This window comes from Woronichinia naegeliana WA131 (genome assembly GCA_025370055.1).
GTDB classification, from domain to species: Bacteria; Cyanobacteriota; Cyanobacteriia; order Cyanobacteriales; family Microcystaceae; genus Woronichinia; species Woronichinia naegeliana.
Genome location: CP073041.1, coordinates 3,171,897 through 3,193,768, shown reverse-complemented (window position 1 = coordinate 3,193,768; position 21,872 = coordinate 3,171,897). Strand labels below are relative to the sequence as shown.

General features: G+C 39.4%; 17 protein-coding genes and 2 pseudogenes. 4 read left to right on the top strand and 15 right to left on the bottom strand.

Annotated elements, in window-relative coordinates:
- Window positions 1–30 precede the first annotated feature (30 nt).
- The 8 genes from KA717_16155 to KA717_16120 all read right to left on the bottom strand — a co-directional run bounded on the left by KA717_16155 (window position 31) and on the right by KA717_16120 (window position 7,183).
- Entirely contained in the window at window positions 31–537 is a 507-nt protein-coding gene (locus KA717_16155; protein UXE63936.1) for a Spy/CpxP family protein refolding chaperone, read from the bottom strand.
- 106 nt (window positions 538–643) lie between these two features.
- A complete protein-coding gene (locus KA717_16150; protein ID UXE63935.1) occupies window positions 644–1,048 on the bottom strand; it encodes a hypothetical protein in 405 nt (134 codons plus the stop codon).
- The gene (locus KA717_16145) at window positions 1,035–1,613 is read right to left on the bottom strand and encodes a sigma-70 family RNA polymerase sigma factor (protein UXE63934.1); all 579 of its coding nucleotides are present in this window, start codon (window positions 1,611–1,613) and stop codon (window positions 1,035–1,037) included. Before KA717_16145 ends, KA717_16150 begins: the two co-directional genes overlap by 14 nt.
- Before the next feature lie 267 nt (window positions 1,614–1,880).
- A complete protein-coding gene (locus KA717_16140; GenBank protein UXE63933.1) occupies window positions 1,881–2,561 on the bottom strand; it encodes a hypothetical protein in 681 nt (226 codons plus the stop codon).
- On the bottom strand, window positions 2,561–2,884 hold the full coding sequence (locus tag KA717_16135) for a RusA family crossover junction endodeoxyribonuclease (GenBank protein ID UXE63932.1): 324 nt from the start codon (window positions 2,882–2,884) through the stop codon (window positions 2,561–2,563). Before KA717_16135 ends, KA717_16140 begins: the two co-directional genes overlap by 1 nt.
- Window positions 2,885–3,175: 291 nt before the next feature.
- Window positions 3,176–4,198, bottom strand: coding sequence for a hypothetical protein (locus KA717_16130; GenBank protein UXE63931.1), 1,023 nt, complete (start codon window positions 4,196–4,198; stop codon window positions 3,176–3,178).
- On the bottom strand, window positions 4,198–5,565 hold the full coding sequence (locus tag KA717_16125; GenBank protein UXE63930.1) for an AAA family ATPase: 1,368 nt from the start codon (window positions 5,563–5,565) through the stop codon (window positions 4,198–4,200). Before KA717_16125 ends, KA717_16130 begins: the two co-directional genes overlap by 1 nt.
- Before the next feature lie 442 nt (window positions 5,566–6,007).
- On the bottom strand, window positions 6,008–7,183 hold the full coding sequence (locus KA717_16120; GenBank protein UXE63929.1) for a transaldolase: 1,176 nt from the start codon (window positions 7,181–7,183) through the stop codon (window positions 6,008–6,010).
- A 334-nt stretch (window positions 7,184–7,517) separates the two neighbouring features.
- Here KA717_16120 and KA717_16115 point away from each other — a divergent pair, with 334 nt between their 5' ends.
- Complete coding sequence (locus KA717_16115) at window positions 7,518–8,033, top strand: Crp/Fnr family transcriptional regulator (protein UXE63928.1); 516 nt, start codon at window positions 7,518–7,520, stop codon at window positions 8,031–8,033.
- A 223-nt stretch (window positions 8,034–8,256) separates the two neighbouring features.
- Window positions 8,257–9,273 carry an AI-2E family transporter gene (locus tag KA717_16110; GenBank protein ID UXE63927.1) on the top strand — a complete coding sequence of 339 codons (1,017 nt, stop codon included), beginning with the start codon at window positions 8,257–8,259 and terminating at the stop codon, window positions 9,271–9,273.
- Window positions 9,274–9,539: 266 nt separating this feature from the next.
- Here KA717_16110 and KA717_16105 read toward each other — a convergent pair whose 3' ends face one another.
- Together KA717_16105 and KA717_16100 are read right to left on the bottom strand one after the other, a co-directional pair.
- Window positions 9,540–9,962, bottom strand: a complete 423-nt coding sequence (locus tag KA717_16105) for a PIN domain-containing protein (GenBank protein ID UXE63926.1) — start codon at window positions 9,960–9,962, stop codon at window positions 9,540–9,542.
- The gene (locus KA717_16100) at window positions 9,955–10,221 is read right to left on the bottom strand and encodes a hypothetical protein (protein ID UXE63925.1); all 267 of its coding nucleotides are present in this window, start codon (window positions 10,219–10,221) and stop codon (window positions 9,955–9,957) included. Before KA717_16100 ends, KA717_16105 begins: the two co-directional genes overlap by 8 nt.
- 352 nt (window positions 10,222–10,573) lie before the next feature.
- Here KA717_16100 and KA717_16095 point away from each other — a divergent pair, with 352 nt between their 5' ends.
- Window positions 10,574–11,116 carry a hypothetical protein gene (locus tag KA717_16095; GenBank protein UXE63924.1) on the top strand — a complete coding sequence of 181 codons (543 nt, stop codon included), beginning with the start codon at window positions 10,574–10,576 and terminating at the stop codon, window positions 11,114–11,116.
- On the opposite strand, the gene KA717_16090 is transcribed toward KA717_16095, so the two are convergent.
- From KA717_16090 to KA717_16070, 5 genes and pseudogenes are all read right to left on the bottom strand, one after another.
- A complete protein-coding gene (locus KA717_16090) occupies window positions 11,100–11,978 on the bottom strand; it encodes an ISKra4 family transposase (protein ID UXE64684.1) in 879 nt (292 codons plus the stop codon). The genes KA717_16095 and KA717_16090 overlap by 17 nt on opposite strands.
- The gene (locus tag KA717_16085) at window positions 11,966–12,208 is read right to left on the bottom strand and encodes a hypothetical protein (GenBank protein UXE63923.1); all 243 of its coding nucleotides are present in this window, start codon (window positions 12,206–12,208) and stop codon (window positions 11,966–11,968) included. The genes KA717_16090 and KA717_16085 overlap by 13 nt, the downstream gene beginning before the upstream one ends.
- A gap of 136 nt (window positions 12,209–12,344) precedes the next feature.
- A pseudogene (locus KA717_16080) lies at window positions 12,345–13,259 on the bottom strand (IS4 family transposase).
- A 521-nt stretch (window positions 13,260–13,780) separates the two neighbouring features.
- Window positions 13,781–14,041 (bottom strand): annotated as a pseudogene (locus KA717_16075) (IS4 family transposase).
- Window positions 14,042–14,058: 17 nt separating this feature from the next.
- The gene (locus KA717_16070; GenBank protein UXE63922.1) at window positions 14,059–14,253 is read right to left on the bottom strand and encodes a transposase; all 195 of its coding nucleotides are present in this window, start codon (window positions 14,251–14,253) and stop codon (window positions 14,059–14,061) included.
- Between the two features lie 139 nt (window positions 14,254–14,392).
- Here KA717_16070 and KA717_16065 point away from each other — a divergent pair, with 139 nt between their 5' ends.
- Window positions 14,393–21,757 carry an RHS repeat-associated core domain-containing protein gene (locus tag KA717_16065; GenBank protein UXE63921.1) on the top strand — a complete coding sequence of 2,455 codons (7,365 nt, stop codon included), beginning with the start codon at window positions 14,393–14,395 and terminating at the stop codon, window positions 21,755–21,757.
- The last annotated feature ends 115 nt before the right edge of the window (window positions 21,758–21,872 follow it).

Sequence of the window (21,872 nt, the reverse complement as noted above, 5' to 3'; positions counted from 1 at the left end):
TGAATCGGGACAGGCGATCGTCATCAAAATCTAAAAAGCCGGAGGTCTGTCCCCTGGATTTCCCATTTTAGATCTCATTTTTCCCCGTTGTTTTTCCATCAATTGGGCAAATTGTTGACGTTGGTCGGGAGTTAGAACAGCGCGACTCTCTAACATACTTTCAAAGCCCAAATTTTCGAGTTGCTGCCTTAACTGTACGATCTCCGTATGTTTAGTCCGAATACTTTCTTCCGAGGCCGTTCCACTCATCATTGTACGCAATGCCTCCTGATTAGTGCGTAACTGTTCATGGAGTTGCTTCATTTGTCCTTGATATTTTTGTCGAATCGTCGATAGATCTTGCTTTTGTTGACTCGAAAGATTTAATTGTTCCATCAGGCGATTAGGGCCATCGACAAGTTTAGCAGATCGATTTTGAACTAGTAAGGTTGGCGCAAGGTATTGACCTTCAGCCAATACAGGATTAGCAACACAAAAGCTTGTCCCTAAACTCACCGTTAATAGCATTGTTAGTAAGGAAACAGAATAGAATTGCATGGTAAAAACCTCTACAAAATAGAGTGAGAAACAAAACTGAAAACTCAATTATTGAGATCACTCCTTTAGACAAAACTCGCTCTAAAAAGGTTCATTGATAGCTCGATTATTCTCGGTGGTTGCTATCAGGATTGGTTAACAACTGCCAGTCATTGGTCGCACCAACACTGTAGCGACTATTCGCCTCAGAAGTTTCTACTCCTAGGTTCTGCCAATTATTCACTAAAAAAGCTTCTAGTTCTACTTCACTATTTAACTGATTGACACGATGACTCGCATCATTGACGGCCACAGGTTGGAAGGCTTTTTGCTGACTACTCCATAACAGAAATAGACTGGCCGCGAGCGCCGTTGGAATTAGCCAAAATCGGGTCATTGGATTAGTTGTGGGGCGAGATTGCCGAATCAATAGCATTAACCTCTCCTCACAATGGGAAGAAGCCGGTGGTGGTGAGGGTTGGTGTTTTTTCAGAAAACGAATTAAATTATGGTCGGGGTCAGGATGCATCATCAACTCCTTGTTCGTGCAAAAAGGTGCGGATTGCTTGGCGAGCGTAAAAAAGACGAGATTTAACAGTTCCCGTCGGTAATTTGAGAATCTCGGCAACTTCTTTTTGAGGTAAATCTTCGAGATCGTGGAGAACTAAAACGGTTCGATGTTCAAAGCTCAAGGACTGCAAACCCCGTCTTACCAGATCTTGGTAGTGCATTTCCATCAAACTAGGACTGTCTTGATGGCGAGATAAACGGGTTTCTAACTCTGCGAGATCGCCACCTTGAGTCATCGCTTGTTTCGCAAATTGTCGTCGTTCATCATTGGCCACATTCCAAGTAATGCGATAGAGCCAGGTAGAAAAATAGTTAGTTTGTCGTAATCTGGGTAAGCCTTTCCAAACCCGCAAAAAAACTTCTTGCACCAAATCATCTAGGTTTTGGTTGCCACAAAGTTGATAAAGGGTTGAGCGTACCTTACTTTGATAGCTCTGGTAGAGATGACGAAAGGCTGTTGCATCACCTTGTTGACTCTGAATGACTAACTGTTGATCAGTCAGTGTCTTGGAATTTGACCCTAGCACCGATTTACCTCATCCGTAGATGCTTGAGTATAGACAATGGGAGAGTTAAAAAGGTTCAGGGCTGCGATCTCCAATTGATAGAAGATGGTGTAATCAGGGTTCTACTTTAAAATAGCTTTGATTTGTGGAATGACTTTTGCTACTCTTCTGCTTAGACGAAGAAAGTTATCTAAAATAGTAGGCGATCGCTTTTCCAATCATAAACGACAAAAACGCGATCGCCCTCCGTAAAATTTTAGACCATCTGTTACCAAATCCACTTACGAGTTAATCTTTCATAGTACTGGTATTCAAGGTTTCTAATAAATGCTCCGTTATATCAATTAGTTCATATACAGATTCTTGTGATAATTGGGTGATTTTGAAACCATGAGCAATGTTACTACGCAACGAATATGCATTTTTAAGTAGCTGATATTGAGATCGAGAAATTAGACCTTCAGTTACGAGTTGCTTCATTAAATAAAGCGGCTCAAATCTTTGTAAATTTAATCCCTCATGGTCTGCAACAAGCCTTAATGTTGCTTCAACTAAAGACCAAGAATAAAGAATAGCTGATTCAGGATATTGACTTACAAGTTGCCTTGCTGCCTGTAATCTTGTTTCTATTTCAGACTGCTGAAGAGAACCTTCAATATTTGGAGAATCGATAATATCCTCTGAGTTTGTCATTACCAACTCAAATCGCCAGTCAGAATGCTCTTCCACTACTTGAGCCAAATAACGCAAATATTGTGTAGAAGGAGAATTCAGTGAAAAACGTGATCTAACCTCAACAATGACGGATTCATTTCCTCTTTTTAACACTAAATCAGGGCGATAACCCTTAAGAAAATCAGGTAGGTCATCAGAACTAGGACGAAAAAAAACTTCGTACCCTTCTTTACGATATTCTGCTGCTAGTTGCAGTACTTTTTCTCTTTCTAAATTTACAGTTGGGGTTGCCATCAGATAAGTACCTCTTGATCAGGAGCATCAGTTACGACAATATGCAGAAATTCGTTTCCACGAGAAAAACCTTCTGCTAGAGTGGAGGTCATATTTTCTATTCTAAAGTTACTCGATAAATTCCGCTTTCTGACAAGAACATCAGTTATTTGGTCATCATCAACATAGGCTAATCCGATTATGGCATCCTGAATCGGCTTGACGATATTATCCACATCTATGGCTATGGCATCATAGAAATAGGTTACTTGCAGCATGACAAAACCGGTAGTTGCTTTTTGCTCTGACAACCAGTATTTTTCAGCTTCTTGCCGAACCGTCACTTTCCAAGCCCGAAGACGATCTCGCCGACGAGCCTGTTGTGATACTGGTGGTCCATCTAGTATGAACTCGAACTTTATCAATGTACTTTTCGATAAAAGGTTATGAGTTATTTTATAGGACTATTTGCACTTGACTGCAATCTTTTTAAAGACACATTACACTTTGTTGATATATCCCACAGCGATGGCGATCGCTTTTCCAATCATAAACGACAAAAATGCGATCGCTTTTTATAAACTTTGTTGTCTGTGCTAACGCGCATTAAGGTACATAAATCAAATCACGGATCATCAGTCAGAATTTTGAGTTAGAGCAATTAAATATTCATTTTGTGATTGAGCAGCGATCGCTTGAACAGTTTCCAGAAAGTAGGGAATATGATATTGAGGATTTTGGCTTTTTTTAGAGTAAAAATCAGCTATTTTAAGCAATATTTGTTCTCGAAAGCGTTCAGACTTATAAGGCCAATTCTTGGGTTTTTTAATTTTCTCCCAGTAATCAGTTTTTGCATTTTTAATTGTTAATAAAGACAAAATTACTTTTTGTTTTTGCTCCTCATCTTTAGCATTTTTAAATTTTTCTTGAAAAATAGTTTGTAATTGCTCAGGACTTATCTCTTCCCCATTAGCTTCAAAAAAGGAAAGATTTTTTAGACGGTTTTGAACAGTTTTAAAATTAGTTATGATTGCTTTATCTTGAGATAGAGAATTAATCATATCCCAATAGATCGTTTCTAAAGAAAGCGGATTATTTTTATATTCTGCCTTACTATCACAGCCCAAAATTACTAATTTATCAAATAACTCTGTTTGCAGTTCTGGTATTAAAAAATAGGCTTCTTTATGAATTAAACCTGTTGTCCAAATACGATGACTGGTTACATTTTTTTCATTGACTTTAAATTGACAGTAGAGATTTTCAAAAATGCTTTCTGTGTCCGAAAAAGAATAGTCATAAATTGGTCTGATTTGAATATCTAAATCAACTAGAGTGAATAAATTCTTGGGTGTTAGATACGAGTTTTTGGGGTTTTGATCGTGTAGTTCTAACAGTTTAAAGTAGGTTGCTATAACTGTTGAGCAATCGCCGCAATTAAAGAATTCAGGTAAATATTGATTGTGTTTTTGCGGAACACAGGCTTTATAAAAGTTTGCGTCTGGAAAATCTTCCATTCGTCCATAGGATTGAGGCGATCGCCGACCTTGAAGGGGGGCAAAACTACCTTCACACAAGATGACAATTTTATTTTTAATGCGACGAGATTGCAGAATCGTTTGACAATGTTCTTCAAGTTGTTGGGCATCAAAACTCATTACGAATGATTAACGTTATTCAAAAGTTTGGGTTCAATTTCTTTAACATGAGCAGGGGTTAAAGCTTGGCAAAGTTCGTAGGAATGGGTCGCTAAAATATATTGATTAGTTGGCCCCCATTCTTCCAAGTCTCGAATAATTTGATATTGCCAATCAGGATGAAGTGCAATTTCAATTTCATCGAACAGAATAATCGCATTTTCAATATTACTATGTTTTAGCCAAACATATAAACTTAGTCTTTTGAGTTCCCCATGACTTAAATCTTCAGGATATAGTTCTATGATTTCACCATTCCTTTCTGCTTTAAAATTAACTCCTGATAAGTCTTTGTCTAGATTGATTTTTTTATCTCTTAGAAATTCATTAAAATCATCAAGTAAGTTTTGATAATGATTACCATAGTGGCGTGTTTCGATTGCCTCCTCAAAATCTTTATCTCTTGCTTGTTTAAAAGAGTCAATAAGAACATCTATTGAAATATTATCATAGGGATAAAAATTAACCAGTTTAGATTTTGCTTCTTGTATTCTAAAATAATAGTTTTTGGTTTTCTGATCCTGTTTAAATAAAAGTTTTCTATAGTTAGGGTTGAGAAAAAGGAAAACTTGAGTCGAGGGAGCGGCTAAAAATATTTTCTGAGATATTGCCGCTAAAAAATCATCAATTCGATCACTTGAGTCAATACGACACATTAAATTAAGATATAATATTGAGCCATTTTCACTAACACAATAATCATAAATAAGCTTTAAATTATTTTCACTTATTAGTTTTTTGATTTGTTTGTCATATTCAGCGAATGATTGTGAAAATCTTTTTTCTTCTCGCATTTTATTCTGAACAAATTGACGACTTAGAAAGTATTTAGTTGGAAGGTCTAATCTAGGAATATTTTGCGATTTTTTTTCTGTTTCTTCTTCGTCAAGATTGTCAGGATAATCAAGGATAGGTGTTTGTTGCTGTTTGATCTCCAACCAGTCCCGAAATGTAAAGGAATTATCATTAATATCCTCTTCTTCTAAATTTTTTTCAAAAAACAACAATGCCCCTAAATAAAATCCCTGACAAACGAAGAATTCAAGACTGACAGCTTTTGTACCATCCCAAATCTCAAACTTTGCTATAGTCCTTTGCTCAGAGTGTTTAGGAACATCAAAATGAGCCAATAAATTGCGAATAAATTCATGCTTTTCAGGATCAGCCGAACAGTGGAGTAGAATAAAAATTAATTGCAATAACGTACTTTTTCCGCCACCATTTAAGCTAACCAGGGGGAAAATACGAGGAGAAAACTCCTTCTCAAAGCTAATATCAATATCCTTTAAAACCCGAAAATCGGGAACTTGAACCCGTTGTAAGTGCATGGAATTTATCTCAACTAACCAAAGTTGCTTGTAATAGTAACTTATCGTTCGCGCAAAAGAGAATAAGTAAAAATACCGAGGAGGATAGTACGATCACCGATTAACGATCTTCGTATTGCCCTAAGACAATTGGCGATCGCTGTTTGCTGAGAGTTAAGGCGGCGATCGCACTTTAATAGCACCTCCATCGAAAACTGGCAGTTGACAGGGATAATTCTCAAAAAAATTCCCCCTTCCGTAGCTGTCGTGTACACACATCTTGAAAACAGACACGCTTTGAGGTTTTATCCCCCTTGGTAAGGGGGACTTCCAACCGTTAATTTGTCTGGTTCCTCCCTTTCAAAGGGGGGCTAGGGGGGATTCTGTAACTTGTGTGTACACAGTGGCTTCCGTAGGGGGAGCAAAGACAGAGTAACGCAGTAGAGAAAATGACTGTAGGAGACTAACCGACCGTTGTTAATCGAAAAGCCGCTCCTAAACCAGCCGCCATTTCTGCCACCGTAATTTTGCCATCGTGATCATCGTCGATCGCATCAAAAACCGCATCCATTCCGGCCCATTCTTCACGGGTAATAAAGCCATCCCCATCCAAATCATAGGCATGGAAAATTTCTTCGGCAGCGTGGGTAATGCTTTCCAGACCTTCAAGACGGGTCAGTCGTTCTTCTAGCAAATGTTCCAAGGCTTCTAAGGCTTTGGTAAAACCGGCAATGCCTTCGGCTAACTTCTCGGAGGCCATGCGATCGCTTTGGTGCATTTCCTCAAAAATAGCTTTGTCCATTGGGATTTTAGCAATGTCTTGATTAACCTGAGCCGGATCAAGTTTGCGGGGTAAATCTCCTTCCGTCGAGCGTAATTGATCCAATAATTTGGGAGAAATAGTGAGGAGATCACAGCCTGCTAATTCCTGAATTTCACCAATATTGCGGAAACTCGCTCCCATTACTTCTGTTTTATAACCAAACTTTTTGTAGTAATTATAGATTTTGGTTACAGACTGCACACCCGGATCGTCTTCAGGACTGTACTCTTGCCCCGTTTCCTTGACATACCAGTCTAGAATTCGGCCCACAAAGGGAGAAATTAAGGTCACTCCCGCTTCTGCACAGGCGATCGCTTGATGAAGTCCAAAGAGCAGGGTTAAATTACAGTGAATACCTTCCTTTTCCAAGACTTCTGCGGCTTTAATACCTTCCCAGGTAGAAGCAATTTTAATTAAAACGCGATCGCGGGACATTCCGACTGCCTCATATTGGGCAATCAGATAGTGGGCCTTGTCAATAGTGGCCTCTGTATCGTAGGACAAACGGGCATCTACCTCAGTGGAAACCCGACCCGGAATAATTTCCAAAATTTTGAGTCCAAAGGATACCGCCAGTCGATCAAAGGCCAAAGTAACGACTTCCGACAGCGAAGCCTGTTTACCGAGGTCTGTGCGTGCTTTTTTCAGGGTTTGATCAACAATTTCCTGATATTGGGGCATCTGGGCCGCCGCCGTAATTAAAGAGGGATTCGTCGTAGCATCCCTGGGCGTAAAGGTTTCAATGGCTTGAATATCGCCCGTATCGGCTACCACAATGGTGACTTCCCGAAGTTGTTCAAGTAAGGTTTTGGCCATGGAAATCCTGAGTGACGAGAATAACTTTTACTATAAACGCCTTCTTTAAAACCCCACGGGGATATTTGCTTTTTTTTAACTTCCGTTGGTGAATCCGCTCGTTTTAACCCAAGAGAAAGGCGATCATCATCAATACCAGACTTTTCCCTATCCCAGCAAATACTTCTTTTCGATAGAATTGCTGTATATTATATAGGATTCCTCAATCAGCGATCGCACCTTGTCTGGGTTAGGTCGTCCGATTGAGACTGATGGGCTGAATTATCGAAGGAGAAAATGGTCAATGCTATTAACCAACGTAAACCAATTGTGGGCATTCGATTCGCGTGCCAACTTGCCGTATAAAGTTAATAGTCTCTGGAAGATTCAGTATGGTATGGTACGAGGTTTTACCTGGCTAGACGATGGCACGATGATTACGTTGGGGGTCTGGGGCCCCGGAGACACGGTGAGTAAAAGCTTTGCTAAGGTTAATCCCTACGAATTGGAATGTGTTACTGAGGTCAAAGCCGCTCTCATTTCCTGGAATAAAGGGGCAGATATGACCCATATTCTCCTTTCCCATATTCAACCGATGCAAGAATTAACCATTATCCGTAGCCAAAAGACGGTAGAAGCTATGCTCATCCAGCTATTTAATTGGCTAGGGAAGAAATTTGGGACAGAAACCTCAAAAGGCCAACTCATTGATTTTCGCTTAACCCATCAAGATTTAGCTGATATTTTAGGAACCACCAGGGTCACAATCACGCGATCGCTCAGTCAATTAGAAAAACAAGGTTTTATTCAGCGCAATCCCCTACACCGTTTTATCTTGCGGGAAGAGCAAATCTGGCACTATGAAATCTAAATCCTGGTCGCCAAGTCCTGACCAATTTGGGCAACCGCTCTAAAATCATCTCAGATTAAGAGATTTAAAGACTTTTGACAAATTACAAGCCTCTATGGCAAAGTGAGCAAAATAAGTTCTAATCTAGATCTTGCCAAAAATCAAGGATATAGAACAAAGAAAGTTCACCGTTAGGCTGTACATGGATAAACAAAAGGTAGAGACAGAAAACATTTGGGACTATTTGAGTAATTCTCAATTAACCCGCTATTTATTATTGTTTGCCTGTAGCTGGATCACTATACTAATTATTAACTATTTTTATGGCACGATCGCCTTATTTACCACGGCTGCTATTTTTGCCGCCCTCTTAAATTATCCAGTGGTTTGGTTATCTCGTTATATGCCGAGGGGATTAGCGATCGCCATTACGTTTATAGTGGCCTTAGCCTTATTGTTAGGGTTAGTAACCGGCATTGGACTACAGGCGATTAATCAGGGACAAGGTTTAGTCACTCATCTCAAAGATGCACTCAAACAGCAAGATTTATTACCCTACCAGGATTTTCTTGAGCGGCTAGATATCGGCAAGGTCATTGACAAATTACAGGCGGGTTTAGCCTCTGGCTTAGGGATTGTGCAGGGAATTTTTTCGAGTGTCTTTGCCGGTATTTTTGGGGCAGTAATTAGTTTATATATGCTGATTGATGGTGATAAACTTTGGCAGTCTTGCCTTAAGCTACTTCCCCTTACTTCCCGCGATCGCTTTGCCCAGACCTTTCGACAAAGTTTTCTCGGATTTATACGGGGACAATTACTATTAATGCTGTTTTTGTCTATCACCAGTTTCTTGATTTTTACCCTGTTAGGAGTGAACTATTCTTTAGTTTTTGCTATGATTGTGGGTATTCTTGATGCGATTCCGGGAATTGGGGCAACCCTAGGGGTTTTGATCGTGACGTTATTAGTCTTTAGTTCCCAGGGATTAGCGATCGCCGTTAAAGTAATCATTGCTTGTATTATTCTTCAGCAGATTCAAGATAATATTATACGCCCAAAAGTTATGGGCAATGCCCTAGAATTAAATCCCATTGTTCTCTTTTTAGCTCTGTTTATCGGTGAAAGAGTGGCAGGATTGTTGGGAGTTTTTCTGTCTATTCCGATTGCAGGTATGATTGCTATTTGGATGCGAGCGATCAAGGAAGATAAAGTTCAGTTAGAATCAGAAGAAGGAAGTTTTTCTGAACCTCCAGAGACATAATTTTTTACTGTAAATTTTTCGTTGATTATATCTAATGCGATCGCCCAATACTCGTCGTACCTATTCCAAGGCATTGAAAGATTTCTTTGCCAATCGGAGGTGACTAATATTTTGGCGGATCTGGTTTAGATTAGGCGATCGCGCTAATTAAATTAACCAAAGGATGTTGGGTTTTCTTCCGTCAATCCAACCTACAGGCGATGCGATCGCGCTCTCACCCACAAACCAGCGATCGCCGCTCACTCTATCAGAAAATGATTGTCGAGCTATGACAAGAATAAGCGATCAAAGGGTTGTTTGCGATAGCGTCGATAAATATTGAAGTCTTTGTCTAAAGTTGCGATCGCCGAGATGTTTAATCTTTCAGAAATAGCAATGAGTGATAAATCGGTAAAATCTGCGGGCAGATCTTGGTAAGTACTATTAAGTTCTTGAATTCTTTGATAGTCTGAGGGAAGCAAATGCTCACATAGGAATGCTCTTTTCGATAAAGCAGATAGAAATTCATTTTGAACTTTTGTATTTGGAGCGAGTAACCACATTACTTCTGTAACGCAGGCAATGGTTGTGATGAGTTGGCTGGTACAGTTACTAAAAAAACTAAGAGACTGTTGATGATATTCATCTTTACGGTCATAGAAGGCAACAAGAATTCCAGTATCAATTAAAATCTGGGGATAGTTATTCATGATGTCTCGCTTGATGTCTTGCTTGGATTTTGTCAGCGATCAATTTTTTGCGTACATCTCTATCTGACAAATTTCCTGTCCCCTCTAGTAAAAATTTTGGATATCCTCCCATTCTCTCTAAAACTGTTTGAGGTTTGGTTGGATAATTGTTAACTTCGGTTTCTAGGGAGGAGATAAATTGCAGGACAATTGGGATTTGTTGATCACTAAGATTGCCGATCGCTTGTAGGAGTTGTTGTTGTGGGCTAGTGGAGGACATTGTGGTTAAGTGGGTGTTGTGAGCATTGCCAGTTTAGCAAATAAAAATGGAAACAAGATTGCCCCTCGCTCCTGTGAGTGGGAATGGGATTTACCATATTGTGAGAAATTCGTCTGAGTTGGCGGGTATTACTAAGATGATGAGTCCCCATAGAATGCGACAGCGATTACGGCGGCTCTGGTTTAGGGATGGTAGGCGATCACTCAAATTAAAAAAAACGGAAAAGCTTAGATTTGTAACATCTTGTGTTATAATCATTTCCAATAAATTTACTTATTCACAAATTCTGCAAGATTGAGTCGCTGGTAAACACTCAATATGGCTTAAACAATTTCCACAAACCGAGAGTCTTATGTCAAATCAAGTAATCTCAAATGGGCAAACTCCTAGCAATTTAGCCAATATACCAGCTATTCGCACCTTTCAGATGGACGGGGGAGGAATTGGGAATATCTCCAACAGCGTCAATCTCTTTCGAGGCGATGTAAATTTGCCCTTGGAGTTGATCTCGTTACCAGGGAGGGGTGATTTAGATGTCAAAATTGCCATCATGTACCAGAGTAATATCCAAAACCTGGTGGACACATGGAATTTAGAGGCCCCAACAGGTATTTTGGGGTTAGGGTGGAATATGCCTTATGAGATGATTGCTATAGACAACAAAAATACTGGCTCTAGCTACGATGATCAATATTACCTTGTTTCTGGCGGAGGAGCTAGTCGGCTGCGTCAGGATGGAGTTAATTTAGCCTCAGACAGAGTAACCATAGAATCCTGGAATTTTGAGACTGAAGATTATAAACCTTGGGATATTCGTTATTACCCAAAAGACGAAAAATGGGTGATTATCAAGGAGAATGGGGTAGGGTGCATCCCACTTAAGATAATACATTGACACTCAAAAGAGGAGAGTGATTGAGATAAGCACATCGTAGCCGAAGAATACGAGAAACATTATGAAGATGCCAACGTGCTCCCGACAATTTAACCCTAGCTCCCACCTGTTTAATCTTAGACTCCACATCACCAGAACCAATCACAATACCAAGCTGTTGATAGTATTGGTAATCAGGGATACGCTGATAATGCTTCGTCAAATAGGCTTGAAAATTCTTTGCCCTCTTGCTTTTGACTCCATCAAACGCATCTATTGCCTTGTTCACAAAACCCCGCCACAGTAAATGCTCCACTGCTTCTAGCCGTTTGAGAGAGCCACCCACTTTGAACAGATTCTCCTTGAGATGATACCAATCCAACACCTCTCGTCGTATCAGCCACGATTGAGTGGCGAAACTCTCTACCGCATTCCAGATTGCGGGATGACCATCTCCCAAAAAGGTCACTATTGGGGACAAAGGTTGAACATTGCTCCAATTCTTTAAGCCCTCTGGGTCTTGGAAAAAGGCTTCACAGACATTGCCATGAAGACTCACCAGTTTATAATCTCGCCACTGTCCCCCTTCCTTCTCCTCGCCCCGCAGACAAATCTTTCCCCCATCTATACTGACCCCCGCACTCTCTGACTGAGCTTGAGCTAAGGGCAGTTCTGTCCGTTCTACCAAGCGATGTAAACTGCTATGTCCTACTTTTATCCCCATCAACTCCTCTATATCTTCTTCTGCTTGTTGGTAGGATGTTTTCGCACTGGCTCTTAGACAGCATTTCTCTAAACCTGGACTTAAGACGATTTTTGGCGACACCTTTAGTTTTCTGGCTTGTTTTTGGCTTATTTCCACTTCTCCGACTAGGGTTTTGATTTTTCGCTTGTTTCCAGACCGTTTTTTTCCCCCTTCTGAAAAAAAAACTCCCCCATTGTTGGCCCCACAATTTCTAACATCTGGGTTCTGACTTCTACTTCGATGCTTCCAAAGTCCTTCTGTTTCTCTGGTTCCGTATATTTGCGCAGGATACGGGCTGATTCGGTGAGATGCTGTTTTAACAGTGCTTTTTCTTCTGGGGGAATCGGTAACATACTTTTTTCGCTCATCAGTTTTTTTCCATTTTACCCCAGATTCTATGTACTACTTTATCCGGGATGTACCCAATGGGGTAAAGCAGATTTATGGAGGTAAAAAAGACGATTTACCAGAAAATAACTCATACATTCAATCTGACTTTTCCCGTTAAGTGCGGATTGCAAGCTGCCAGCCTTGGCAAAGGTCATGCAACTTCAACCAACCGCGCCAAAGGACTTGGATACCGAGAGGAGTTTTACGACGATGTTCAAGATAACCACCAAGAAAAGCAACAGACTCGACAGCCCAAGCAACAGTCAAAATAGGGGGAAGTTTTTGAGAGGCGGCTGCTTTTAACACCTGAAGTTGAAGAGGATTAAGAATTTCAATCGCGAGAGCATCGGGCTGGGTACGATGAAGATAAGTAACGTGTAAAAGTTCAACAGCAATGACACTTAAAAAACCCAAAAGAGTTTTCATTCCATCAGAGGCAAGTCGATAACGCTCACTCTGACAACCAGACTTAAGGACTTTATGAAATTCTTCAACCCGCCATCGGTAGGTGTACCAACGAAGAATAGTGACAGCCATCTCAATAGTCTCAACAACTTCTGTAGTCAGAAGCATCCAAGATAAAGGAGTTTCGCCTTCGGGACAATCGATTTCTGTCGCATAAACAGCATAGACATTCAACGGGTCACGATTATCAAAACGATAGGGAGTTCGTAGATTAACTGAGCAAAATCGGACGGCAAGCTTAACCTTCCGTGCTTTTCTTTTTCCTGTACTCGGAATCTCGATTTCTTGATGAAAACGAATCGGTTCTGATTCCAAATGTTGCCAAAGTCGTTCACTATTTTTGTCTAAACTACGATTATGAGACGCTCTGACCAGCACTCCTGTATGCTTGAGTTGACGCACTGAGTCAAAGACTTCTGAAACATCTCCTTCTCTGTCAAATACATGAATTACCCTCGTTGAACTTTCTACCTGTTTCTCACAGGTGTTTAGAGCCTCTACCCATTTGTAGGATTCTTTTTCCTCAAATGGTCTTTGACGAGCTGCTTTTCTTTGTTCTTTCTGTCAACACACCTGATCATGGAATAACGAAGTATAACGGGGTTAATCGGAGCAAAAAGAATCTTGTCGATAAGAGAATTCCCCCCTTTTTTTGCTACAATCGTTATTAAGTTTCAAATCGCGTAGGTTGCGCGATTGTTGGAATTGACAAGTGTTGATACGTCACAACTCGATTCTCAGTTCGAGACTCTTAAAGAGGCTCGCTCTGGGGAGCAGTTTACCAGAGATAATGGGGTCGTATTGCACTCAAATACCAATGTTGCCGACGGTATCCTGCAAGAATGGAGGATTTTGAACTCCCCGCCTCCTTGTTTTTTAAAAAACAAAGGAAATATTGCTAGAACGGACTCGGAAGTTTCCAGTAATTGATACCACAAGGAAGTTGATTATTGGAGGCGAAAACGGACAAAGGCAAGTCCCAGACCCTAGAACCAAGGAAGCGTAAGCCTCCATCGGTCAATCGGGGAGCGAATATAAAGCAGTTGACTCTGTTTAACTTCGGTTAACTACGTTTTCTGTGTGCCTCTTTCTTTTTTCTGCTTCGCCGTTTCATCTGTTGGGGGCTTTTCTTTTACCTCCCTATTCCACAGTTTTTGCCATAATAAACCTAATACTTGTCCTTTTTCTGGCTCAATTGCTAAAGCACTATGCAGTATTAATCCATTCCCTCCTTTTCCAGTCGGCCCATACCCTTCCCTTTTTTCCTTGATATTGCGATAATCTAAGAAGGTCGTATCTCCGACTGATAGCATTATCTTATATTCTTCTACGGCGGCAGTTGTCATTTCACAGTGCGGCTCTATTATCTTGACAAAGTCTGTTTTCGGATTCCCAAAAATTCATAGGCCCTCTTTAACTCGTTTCCTCCCTTAAACACTTCTGATAAGGCTTTTCCAAACCCCTCACTTAACTTTTTCCCAATCGAGAAGGCACGATTGTTTAGCCTCTCGTCTCCCAATTCACAACTGGCAAAGTTTTTTGTCCACCATTCCAACATTTTTTGACCTGCCCTTTAAGATTTTCTCCATTTTACAGTCTCATACTCCCTTCATCCTTTGTTTTTGAAATTTGAACGATAAGCGGGATGATGGCTTCAGAATATTTTTTTCCTGTCAAGAGAATCATTACTCAAACCCTTGCCAGATAAAGCCTCTAGAAGTTTGCATTGCTGGATTTTGGACTTAACGGGAAAAGTCAGATACATTCAATGGGGTATAAAATGGGGCGGTAGGAATGGTAACTGGATTGATAGCACTACCAATACATCAGGACAGGAACCGATTGCACTAGCTTGGAATTTAGCCGAAATCCAAAATACTTGGGGTGAAAAAGTTACTTTTAACTATGATGTTGATTTAGAACTAATTGGTAATAGTGGTTATCAATATACTAGAGCCACTTATTTAAAACAAATTACTGCAATAGATGGACGTAGTGTTAATTTTGTTTATCAATTGAAGCAGTACGATGAAAAAGTCAGGGAGTATCAGATTCCCCATGAATATAGCGGACAATCAAATCTTCACGCTTATCAGGATAGGTATGAAACTAAATTTCTTGATTCTATTGAATTAAGAGATAAAGAATCAAACTCAATATTATTTTCTCTTCAGTTTGATTACGAAGTAAAGAATGTTTCCTTGAATAATTTTAATAATGCAGATTTCTACAAGCGTTATCTAACAGGAATAACTCAGAAAAATGCTAATAAAGAGTCTTTACCTGGTTATAAATTTGGGTATTACACGAAGTCAGACGATCTAACGGATAATATTCATCGTGGTGCTTTAAAAAATATTACTTATGCCACAGGTGGTATTGCGACTTTTAATTACGAAAAGAAAAATTTAGTAGGTACATCCCATATAGAAAATATTAGTGGTTATGGTATTCCTCGTGTTTGGTTTGGTGGTGATTATGTGGTTGTTGCTTATTATGATGAAAGTCGAGGAAGTTTAGATGTCAAAGTTTATAGTTGGAATGGTAATTGGATAAGTGACGAACCCAGTGCAGGAGGTTTTAATTTTAAGCTGGATATTGATAGCTTACAGATAGTAACTCAATCGGATTTCTTTGCCCTAAGCTTTAAGCAAAAAGATCGAGCTTTGATGAACGTTTATCTATTTCATCAAGAAATTGGACGTTTCGGCAAGTGGAGTTATAAAAATTACTTTCTAGATTTAGCTTTAAATGATGTTCAAACTCATCTCGCTGTTGGTAATGATTTTGTGTTTTTCTGTGCTTCTGGTGGTACAAATTTAGGTCTCTATGTATGGAATCAGCAGTCAAAGAGTTGGAATGATAAAAATATAAATATCAGTATTAGTAAAGGTAATTATGCTTTAGCGGCTTTAGGGAATTATTTCACTATCGCCATCTATGATGCTGATTCTAAAAAATGTGATTTAGTATTATATTATCAAGATGAAATCTACAAACAATGGAATAATCAAAAGATTGCTAGTATTAGTCCAGTTGAAAAAGATGACAAAGGTAATCCCTACCTTAATTGGAGTTTGAGCAATCACTCAGCCACAGTGACTTTTATTAAAACGTTGAGTAGCGATATTGATTATGAAGTTCGAGTTTACCAATGGGATGCTGAGTTTAACGTAACTTTAGCTTTAAGTAATTCTTATAGTGTACCTCAAGGGACAAAAGACTTTAACTATTCAATAATGACAGGTAGTTTACTAGCAAATGCTGGTCATCTCTGGCGATATAATGGCAGTGAGTGGAAAAAAGAAAGTCTAACAGTTGCTAATAAAGTGACTAAGTTTGCTTATGGTTCAGATTTAGCGATCGCAGTTAGTGCTAATTCAAATGATATAAAACAGTATGATCCTTACCGAGATAACTGGACAAACGCTAATTTACAAGATTCGTGGTCAAATAATGAATATGAACCCACTATTAGCGGTAATTTTGTCACCATTGGAAATGGTATTTTTTATCGAGATAATCAAGGACAACTGAATAAAGATCGACAATCGATTCCATCAGAAATTAAACCAAATAGTATCATCAACCGCGCTCCTTTTTATATTGCTTGTGAAACGAGTGATGGAGAAAGTCAGATATTGTTGCTAAAAAATGGCAAGGTTGTTCATACTGAATCTCTCTCGAAGGAAAGGATTTATGTTGATAACGAAAGCAGTAAGGGTAAATCTGGAACCATGTTGGCTGGATTTAATGCTTTTGTTACTTACAAAGGAGATAATTTTGATAAAGCTTCTAATTTGACTCTCTATTATGTTTTTGATGAATCAATAAAAGGCAATGTTACTGATTTTCCTACGGTAAAAGTTAGTATCAATGATGGTTATCAAGAAAGTCAGACTAGCTATGATTATGACACCAGTAAAATAGCTATTAGTGTTCAAGGAATTGTCACTGAATATTCTCAGGTTACAGTCATTAAAGGTAGTGATAATCCAAAATTAACTCCTTTTGGTAAGACTGAACATCTTTTCTTTAATGGACTATCAGCAGAAGGTTTAGGGTTTAAAGATTTTAAAGGGATGCCTCCCTATTATTACAGTGTTTTACACGGTTCTCTGTATCAACAAAAAGTCTATGATTCTAATGGGGATCAGCTAACTCGCCAAAGCGTGGAATATGACATAGTAACAGAAAGAGAACGATTAGGAGAGTCAGGTAAGGTTAATCTATATGGGTACTATATTCAACAAAAACGGGAGGAAAGTATTCTCTATAGCAAAGAAATTAGTAGCATATACTCTAATGGAAATGCTTCCAATGTGGGAGTTAAACGAGAGGTTGAATATGAATATGATTCAGCAACAGGATTATTAAAGACACAGACAACTAAGAATTACAATAGTTTGGGTGAAGAGGAAACACTGACACAAACTTCTGTCTATGGATGGGAAAAATACGAGGAATTGAGACAACAAAATATCCTGACTCCTGTTGTCCAAACTGTTAGCAAAACTAACGAGAAAACAACAGCGATCGCGGTTTCGACTTGGAAAGATTGGGGAGACGGAAAATGGGGTTTATTTAGAACTTATCAAGGACTGAATGAATCTGCTGTTTTTGAACAATGGGACAATCAAACTGAACCAAATTTAACAGATTGGTTAAAGGCTTCAGAAGTGATTTCTCGTACCTTAAACGGAGTAACACAAGATTCAATTGATGTCAATGGAATTCACAGTTCAATTCTATCAGATAAAGAGCAATTTTATCCTGTTGCTCAGTTTGATAATGCTAGTCTTAAAGAAGCAAACTATACTGGTTTTGAAGATTACGAAAATCTCAGTAATTGGGGTGTAAATCAGCGGAATATAACTGATTTAATTGTTAAAGGTGATGCTCATACAGGGGTGTCTAGTTTACAACTTAAGCCTAGTCTTACTCTCAACTTAAAAACACCTCTAAGCTTAACCAATACTCAGCAAGTTTATCTGGTTTCAGCTTGGATTAAAACAGAAGCAGGTTTTGAGACAGATGGGGGTAAAGCTGAAGTTAAACTGCAATTTTATAATGGCAATAACCCTGTAAGTAATCCAATTATTATACCTATTGAAGCCACTGATAACGATTGGAAATATTTACATTATGCGATTAAACCGAGTCAAATTCAGGAAACACAATTAGGTATCGAAATCTCTAATCAAAAAGTCTCTAAATTTTTCTTGATTGATGATCTTTGCTTTGCTCCTTTGCTCAGTGGTTTTCAAGCAAATGTTTATGATACTAAGTATAAACTGGTGACAGCACAACTGGGAAATAGTGGCGATACATCACGTCATTTTTATGATTCTTTCCAGAGAAAAGTAGCAGAAATAGGACTCAATGAAACGGTAAATGCTCTCACGACTTCCTATCTTAATCGACAGGATACTGATAGTGTAAATTATGTCTTTCCTCAAGATAAACCTAATAGTAGTCTCAGTATTGGTGCAACAGAAGGAGGTGTTTATGCTAACTTTATCAATGGTGAACAATGGCGACAAGATTGGCAATCTTCCCAGCTTAATAATTGGCAGGTAGAAAATGGTGCTTTAGTTCACACTGGAAATACATCAGACAATATTACTTATCAATCTACTACATCTTTTAGTAATTATGGTGTCAGGCTATCCGTTCATGCTTCAGATACACCGAAACAACCGTTAGGTATTTGTATCGGCAATCAATTAACGGTAACATGGACACAAAATCAAGGTTGGATTTTAACCATTAATGGTGTATCTTCCCAAGTAGCAAATACAGGATTAATGGCCCATGAATGGTTATTAGTCGCTGCTAATAATGTACTGCTTTTCTATGCTGATGGTCAACAGATATTTGCTCAGACCGTCACCAATAACATTACTGGTGCGTTAGCGTTATTTACAGCCGATAAAGTTGCTTTTTCCAATATTGTTACTTTCAAAAATCCTCAAATTGGTATTACCTATAGTGATGGTGCGGGAAAAGAACGGCAAACCCAAGCATTAGAAGGAAGCAACTGTCTAGTAACAGAGACGGTTTATGATAGCTTAGGTCGTGGTGTTATTAGTACCAAAACAGCGCGGTTTGATAATACTCTGTTAGGTTATCGGCAAAAATTTGTTGAGACTGTTAATTGGGACTCTGGCATACTGACAGGAGAAGTCGCTGATCATTATCCCGATGATCAGGGTTATCCTTACAGCAGGACAGTGTATGAAGCATCACCCTTGAGTCGTCCCATTCAGCAAGGAATACCAGGGAAAGCATTTGCTATTGGAAATAATAATACCCATATTATTACCAGTGAATATGGTACGAATCTCCAAGGATTTTTTGCGGAAGATTCTTATCCACCACATCAATATTTAGTAGAAAAGGTAACGGATGCTGACGGAACACTTGTTTATACTCTAAAAGATCAATTAGGACGTACTTTAGCGAAAAAAGCAGGCCCCATTGAAGCAGGAAGTAATATTTATCAAACCACTCGCAGTATTTATGATGCGGCAGGAAATGTGGTTAAAACGTTACTTCCTAATCATTTTGATCCTCCTGCTGGTTCTCAATCAGATGCTTGGGAAATCACGATGGAATATGATTTCTTAGGACAAATGATCAGTCAAACTAACCCAGATTCAGGGACAACTAAGTATATTTATGATCGCGCAGGTCGTCCTCGTTTTATGGTGGATGCGGTGGGGTTAGAAACTCGGATAATCTGCTATAAAAAATATGATATTATCGGGCGTTTAATTGAGGAAGGCTGGTTATCTGGAGACTGGGGTGATGGAACGGATTTACAGAACCAAGCGAATAGTAACCCCCATTATCCCGAACAAGGGAACTGGCGTAAACGCTATGTTTTTGATGGGGATGGCTCAAATCCACATTTAATAGGTCGTTTGTGGCAGGTTTTGAATAGTAATCTAGGGGATGGTAACAGCGATGTTGAAGAAATCTATGATTATGATGAGTTGGGTAATGTAGCGAGTAAAACCCTGACGGTGACGGGGTATGCAGCGCAAACGGTTCGCTATGAATACAATAATCTGGGCAATATCATCAAGGTAATTTATCCCAATAATAGCAATATTCCTGAAGTGGTTTACAGCTATAACAGCTTGGGAGAAACTATTGCGGTAGGAACACCAGAAAATATTCAACAGTTTGCGACTTATCGTTACAATGCTGATGGTAGTCTGGCAACTACAACCCTCAATAATGGGGGATTACAAAACAGTCTTAACTATAATTCTCCTGGTTGGCCAACGCACATTGATAACAAGAAAGCAGATGATTCTCTAATGATGGAACAATCTTTTGCTTATACGGAAAATGGTTATCAAGATTCAGGATATTACAACGGGAATATTGCCCAAAATAGCATTAATTATGGGACATGGAAAAATCCACCCCAAAATTATGACTATCAATATCAGTATGATCAGTTAGGACGCTTGAAAGTTGCCCAAAATAGTCAAGATGAAAAGGCAAGTTTAGGAGTCGGTCAACCGACAACTTACGATATCAATGGCAATATTCAAACCTTGAAACAGGGGGACACCACTAATCAGTATAAATATATTGAGAATACGGATAAAGTAAACAGGGTTAGTAATAGTAGTGAACCGCAAAACTATGGTTACGATGCGAATGGGAATGTTAAAAGTGCTTCTCACCGTCAGATTTCTGAGATTAAATACGATCCTTTAACTCAGTTAACTACTCAGATACAACTTGAAGGAAACACATCAGTTTTCTTTAAATACAACGGCGGAAATCAGCGAGTTTTGAAAACATCTCAGGATAGTTCGGGAAATCAAACCGCAGGGAAACTATATGTTCATGGTTTGAATGATTATCCTCTGTTGGAAGTGAGTAACGAACCTATCCAGTATATCTATGGTCTTGGGGGTTTGGTTGCACTGGTTAAAGAGGGTAAAATTTACACGATACTGAAGGATCATCTCGGTTCGACTCGTGTGGTGGTGGATGAAGCAGGAACGGTGATTGCTGCCTTTGATTATCTGCCTTTTGGGGATTTGATGGGGACTGCTTATGGAAATCCTGAGTTTATTAGTTATCGTTATACGGGACAGGAATTTGATGCTGAGTTAGGACTGTATAACTATCGAGCGCGATTTTATGATCCGAGGTTGGGGCGGTTTTATGCTACTGATCCTAAGGGTCAATTTGCGAGTCCTTATTTATACGCTGGTAATAATCCTATTATCTACGTTGATCCCGATGGACAGTTAGCTTGGTGGGGATGGTTGGGGATTGCTTTGGCTGTAGTTGCTGTAGGTGTTGTAACAATAGCAACTGCTGGTGCTGCTGCCCCTGTCTTAGCCGCCTTAACAGGAGAAATAGTGAAAGATACGATCATAGCGTCAACTCTAGTAGCTGCTGGTGAAGGTTTAGTTACTATTGGAGCTAGTGTTGCAGTAGTAGGAACTGCACTGAGTGGTTGTTCGAGTGGTGGTACAGCTAGTGTTCCTACTAGTTCAGGTGGTGCATCGGGTTCAGGTAGTGTTCCTACTAGTTCAAGTGGTGGTTTTGGCAGTGGTTCTGGTGGTGGTGGTGATGAACGAAGACCACCAAAGCGTGATAGTTATACAGGGCATTATGCTCCCATCACTCGTGCAAGAAAAAGAAAAATTCTTCGTCGGTATCCTGGTATAAATCCCGACAATATCGTTCACGGGCGAAGACTTCGTAGGCCACCAGATCGCTACGGTTTTAGCCGACAACCTAGATTCGTACCAATTGAGGGAAACCGTTGGGGGTTAGATCCCGGTACATATTATCGGGCTTCTGTAAGAATACAATATAATCTCACTAGTGCAGATGATATTGCTGAAGCGGATCAGTGGTTAATAAATCAAGGATTGCCCCCTAGAGACCCGAATACTGAAGTGTGGCATCATTTTCACGACTATGACCCGAACACTAATACTGGGACATTGTATCTGATGCTCAGAATATACCATTGGCTAGGACATTCTGGTGGACGGTGGCAATATGACAGAGGTTGGTAATATCCATCCAAAAAACCTTAAAAATTAAGCTTAAGGCGAATTTATCGATTATGAAAAACCAGAAGCAAAAAAAAGCAATCCGATCGCCATAACAGGAAATCCTAAAACCCGATTT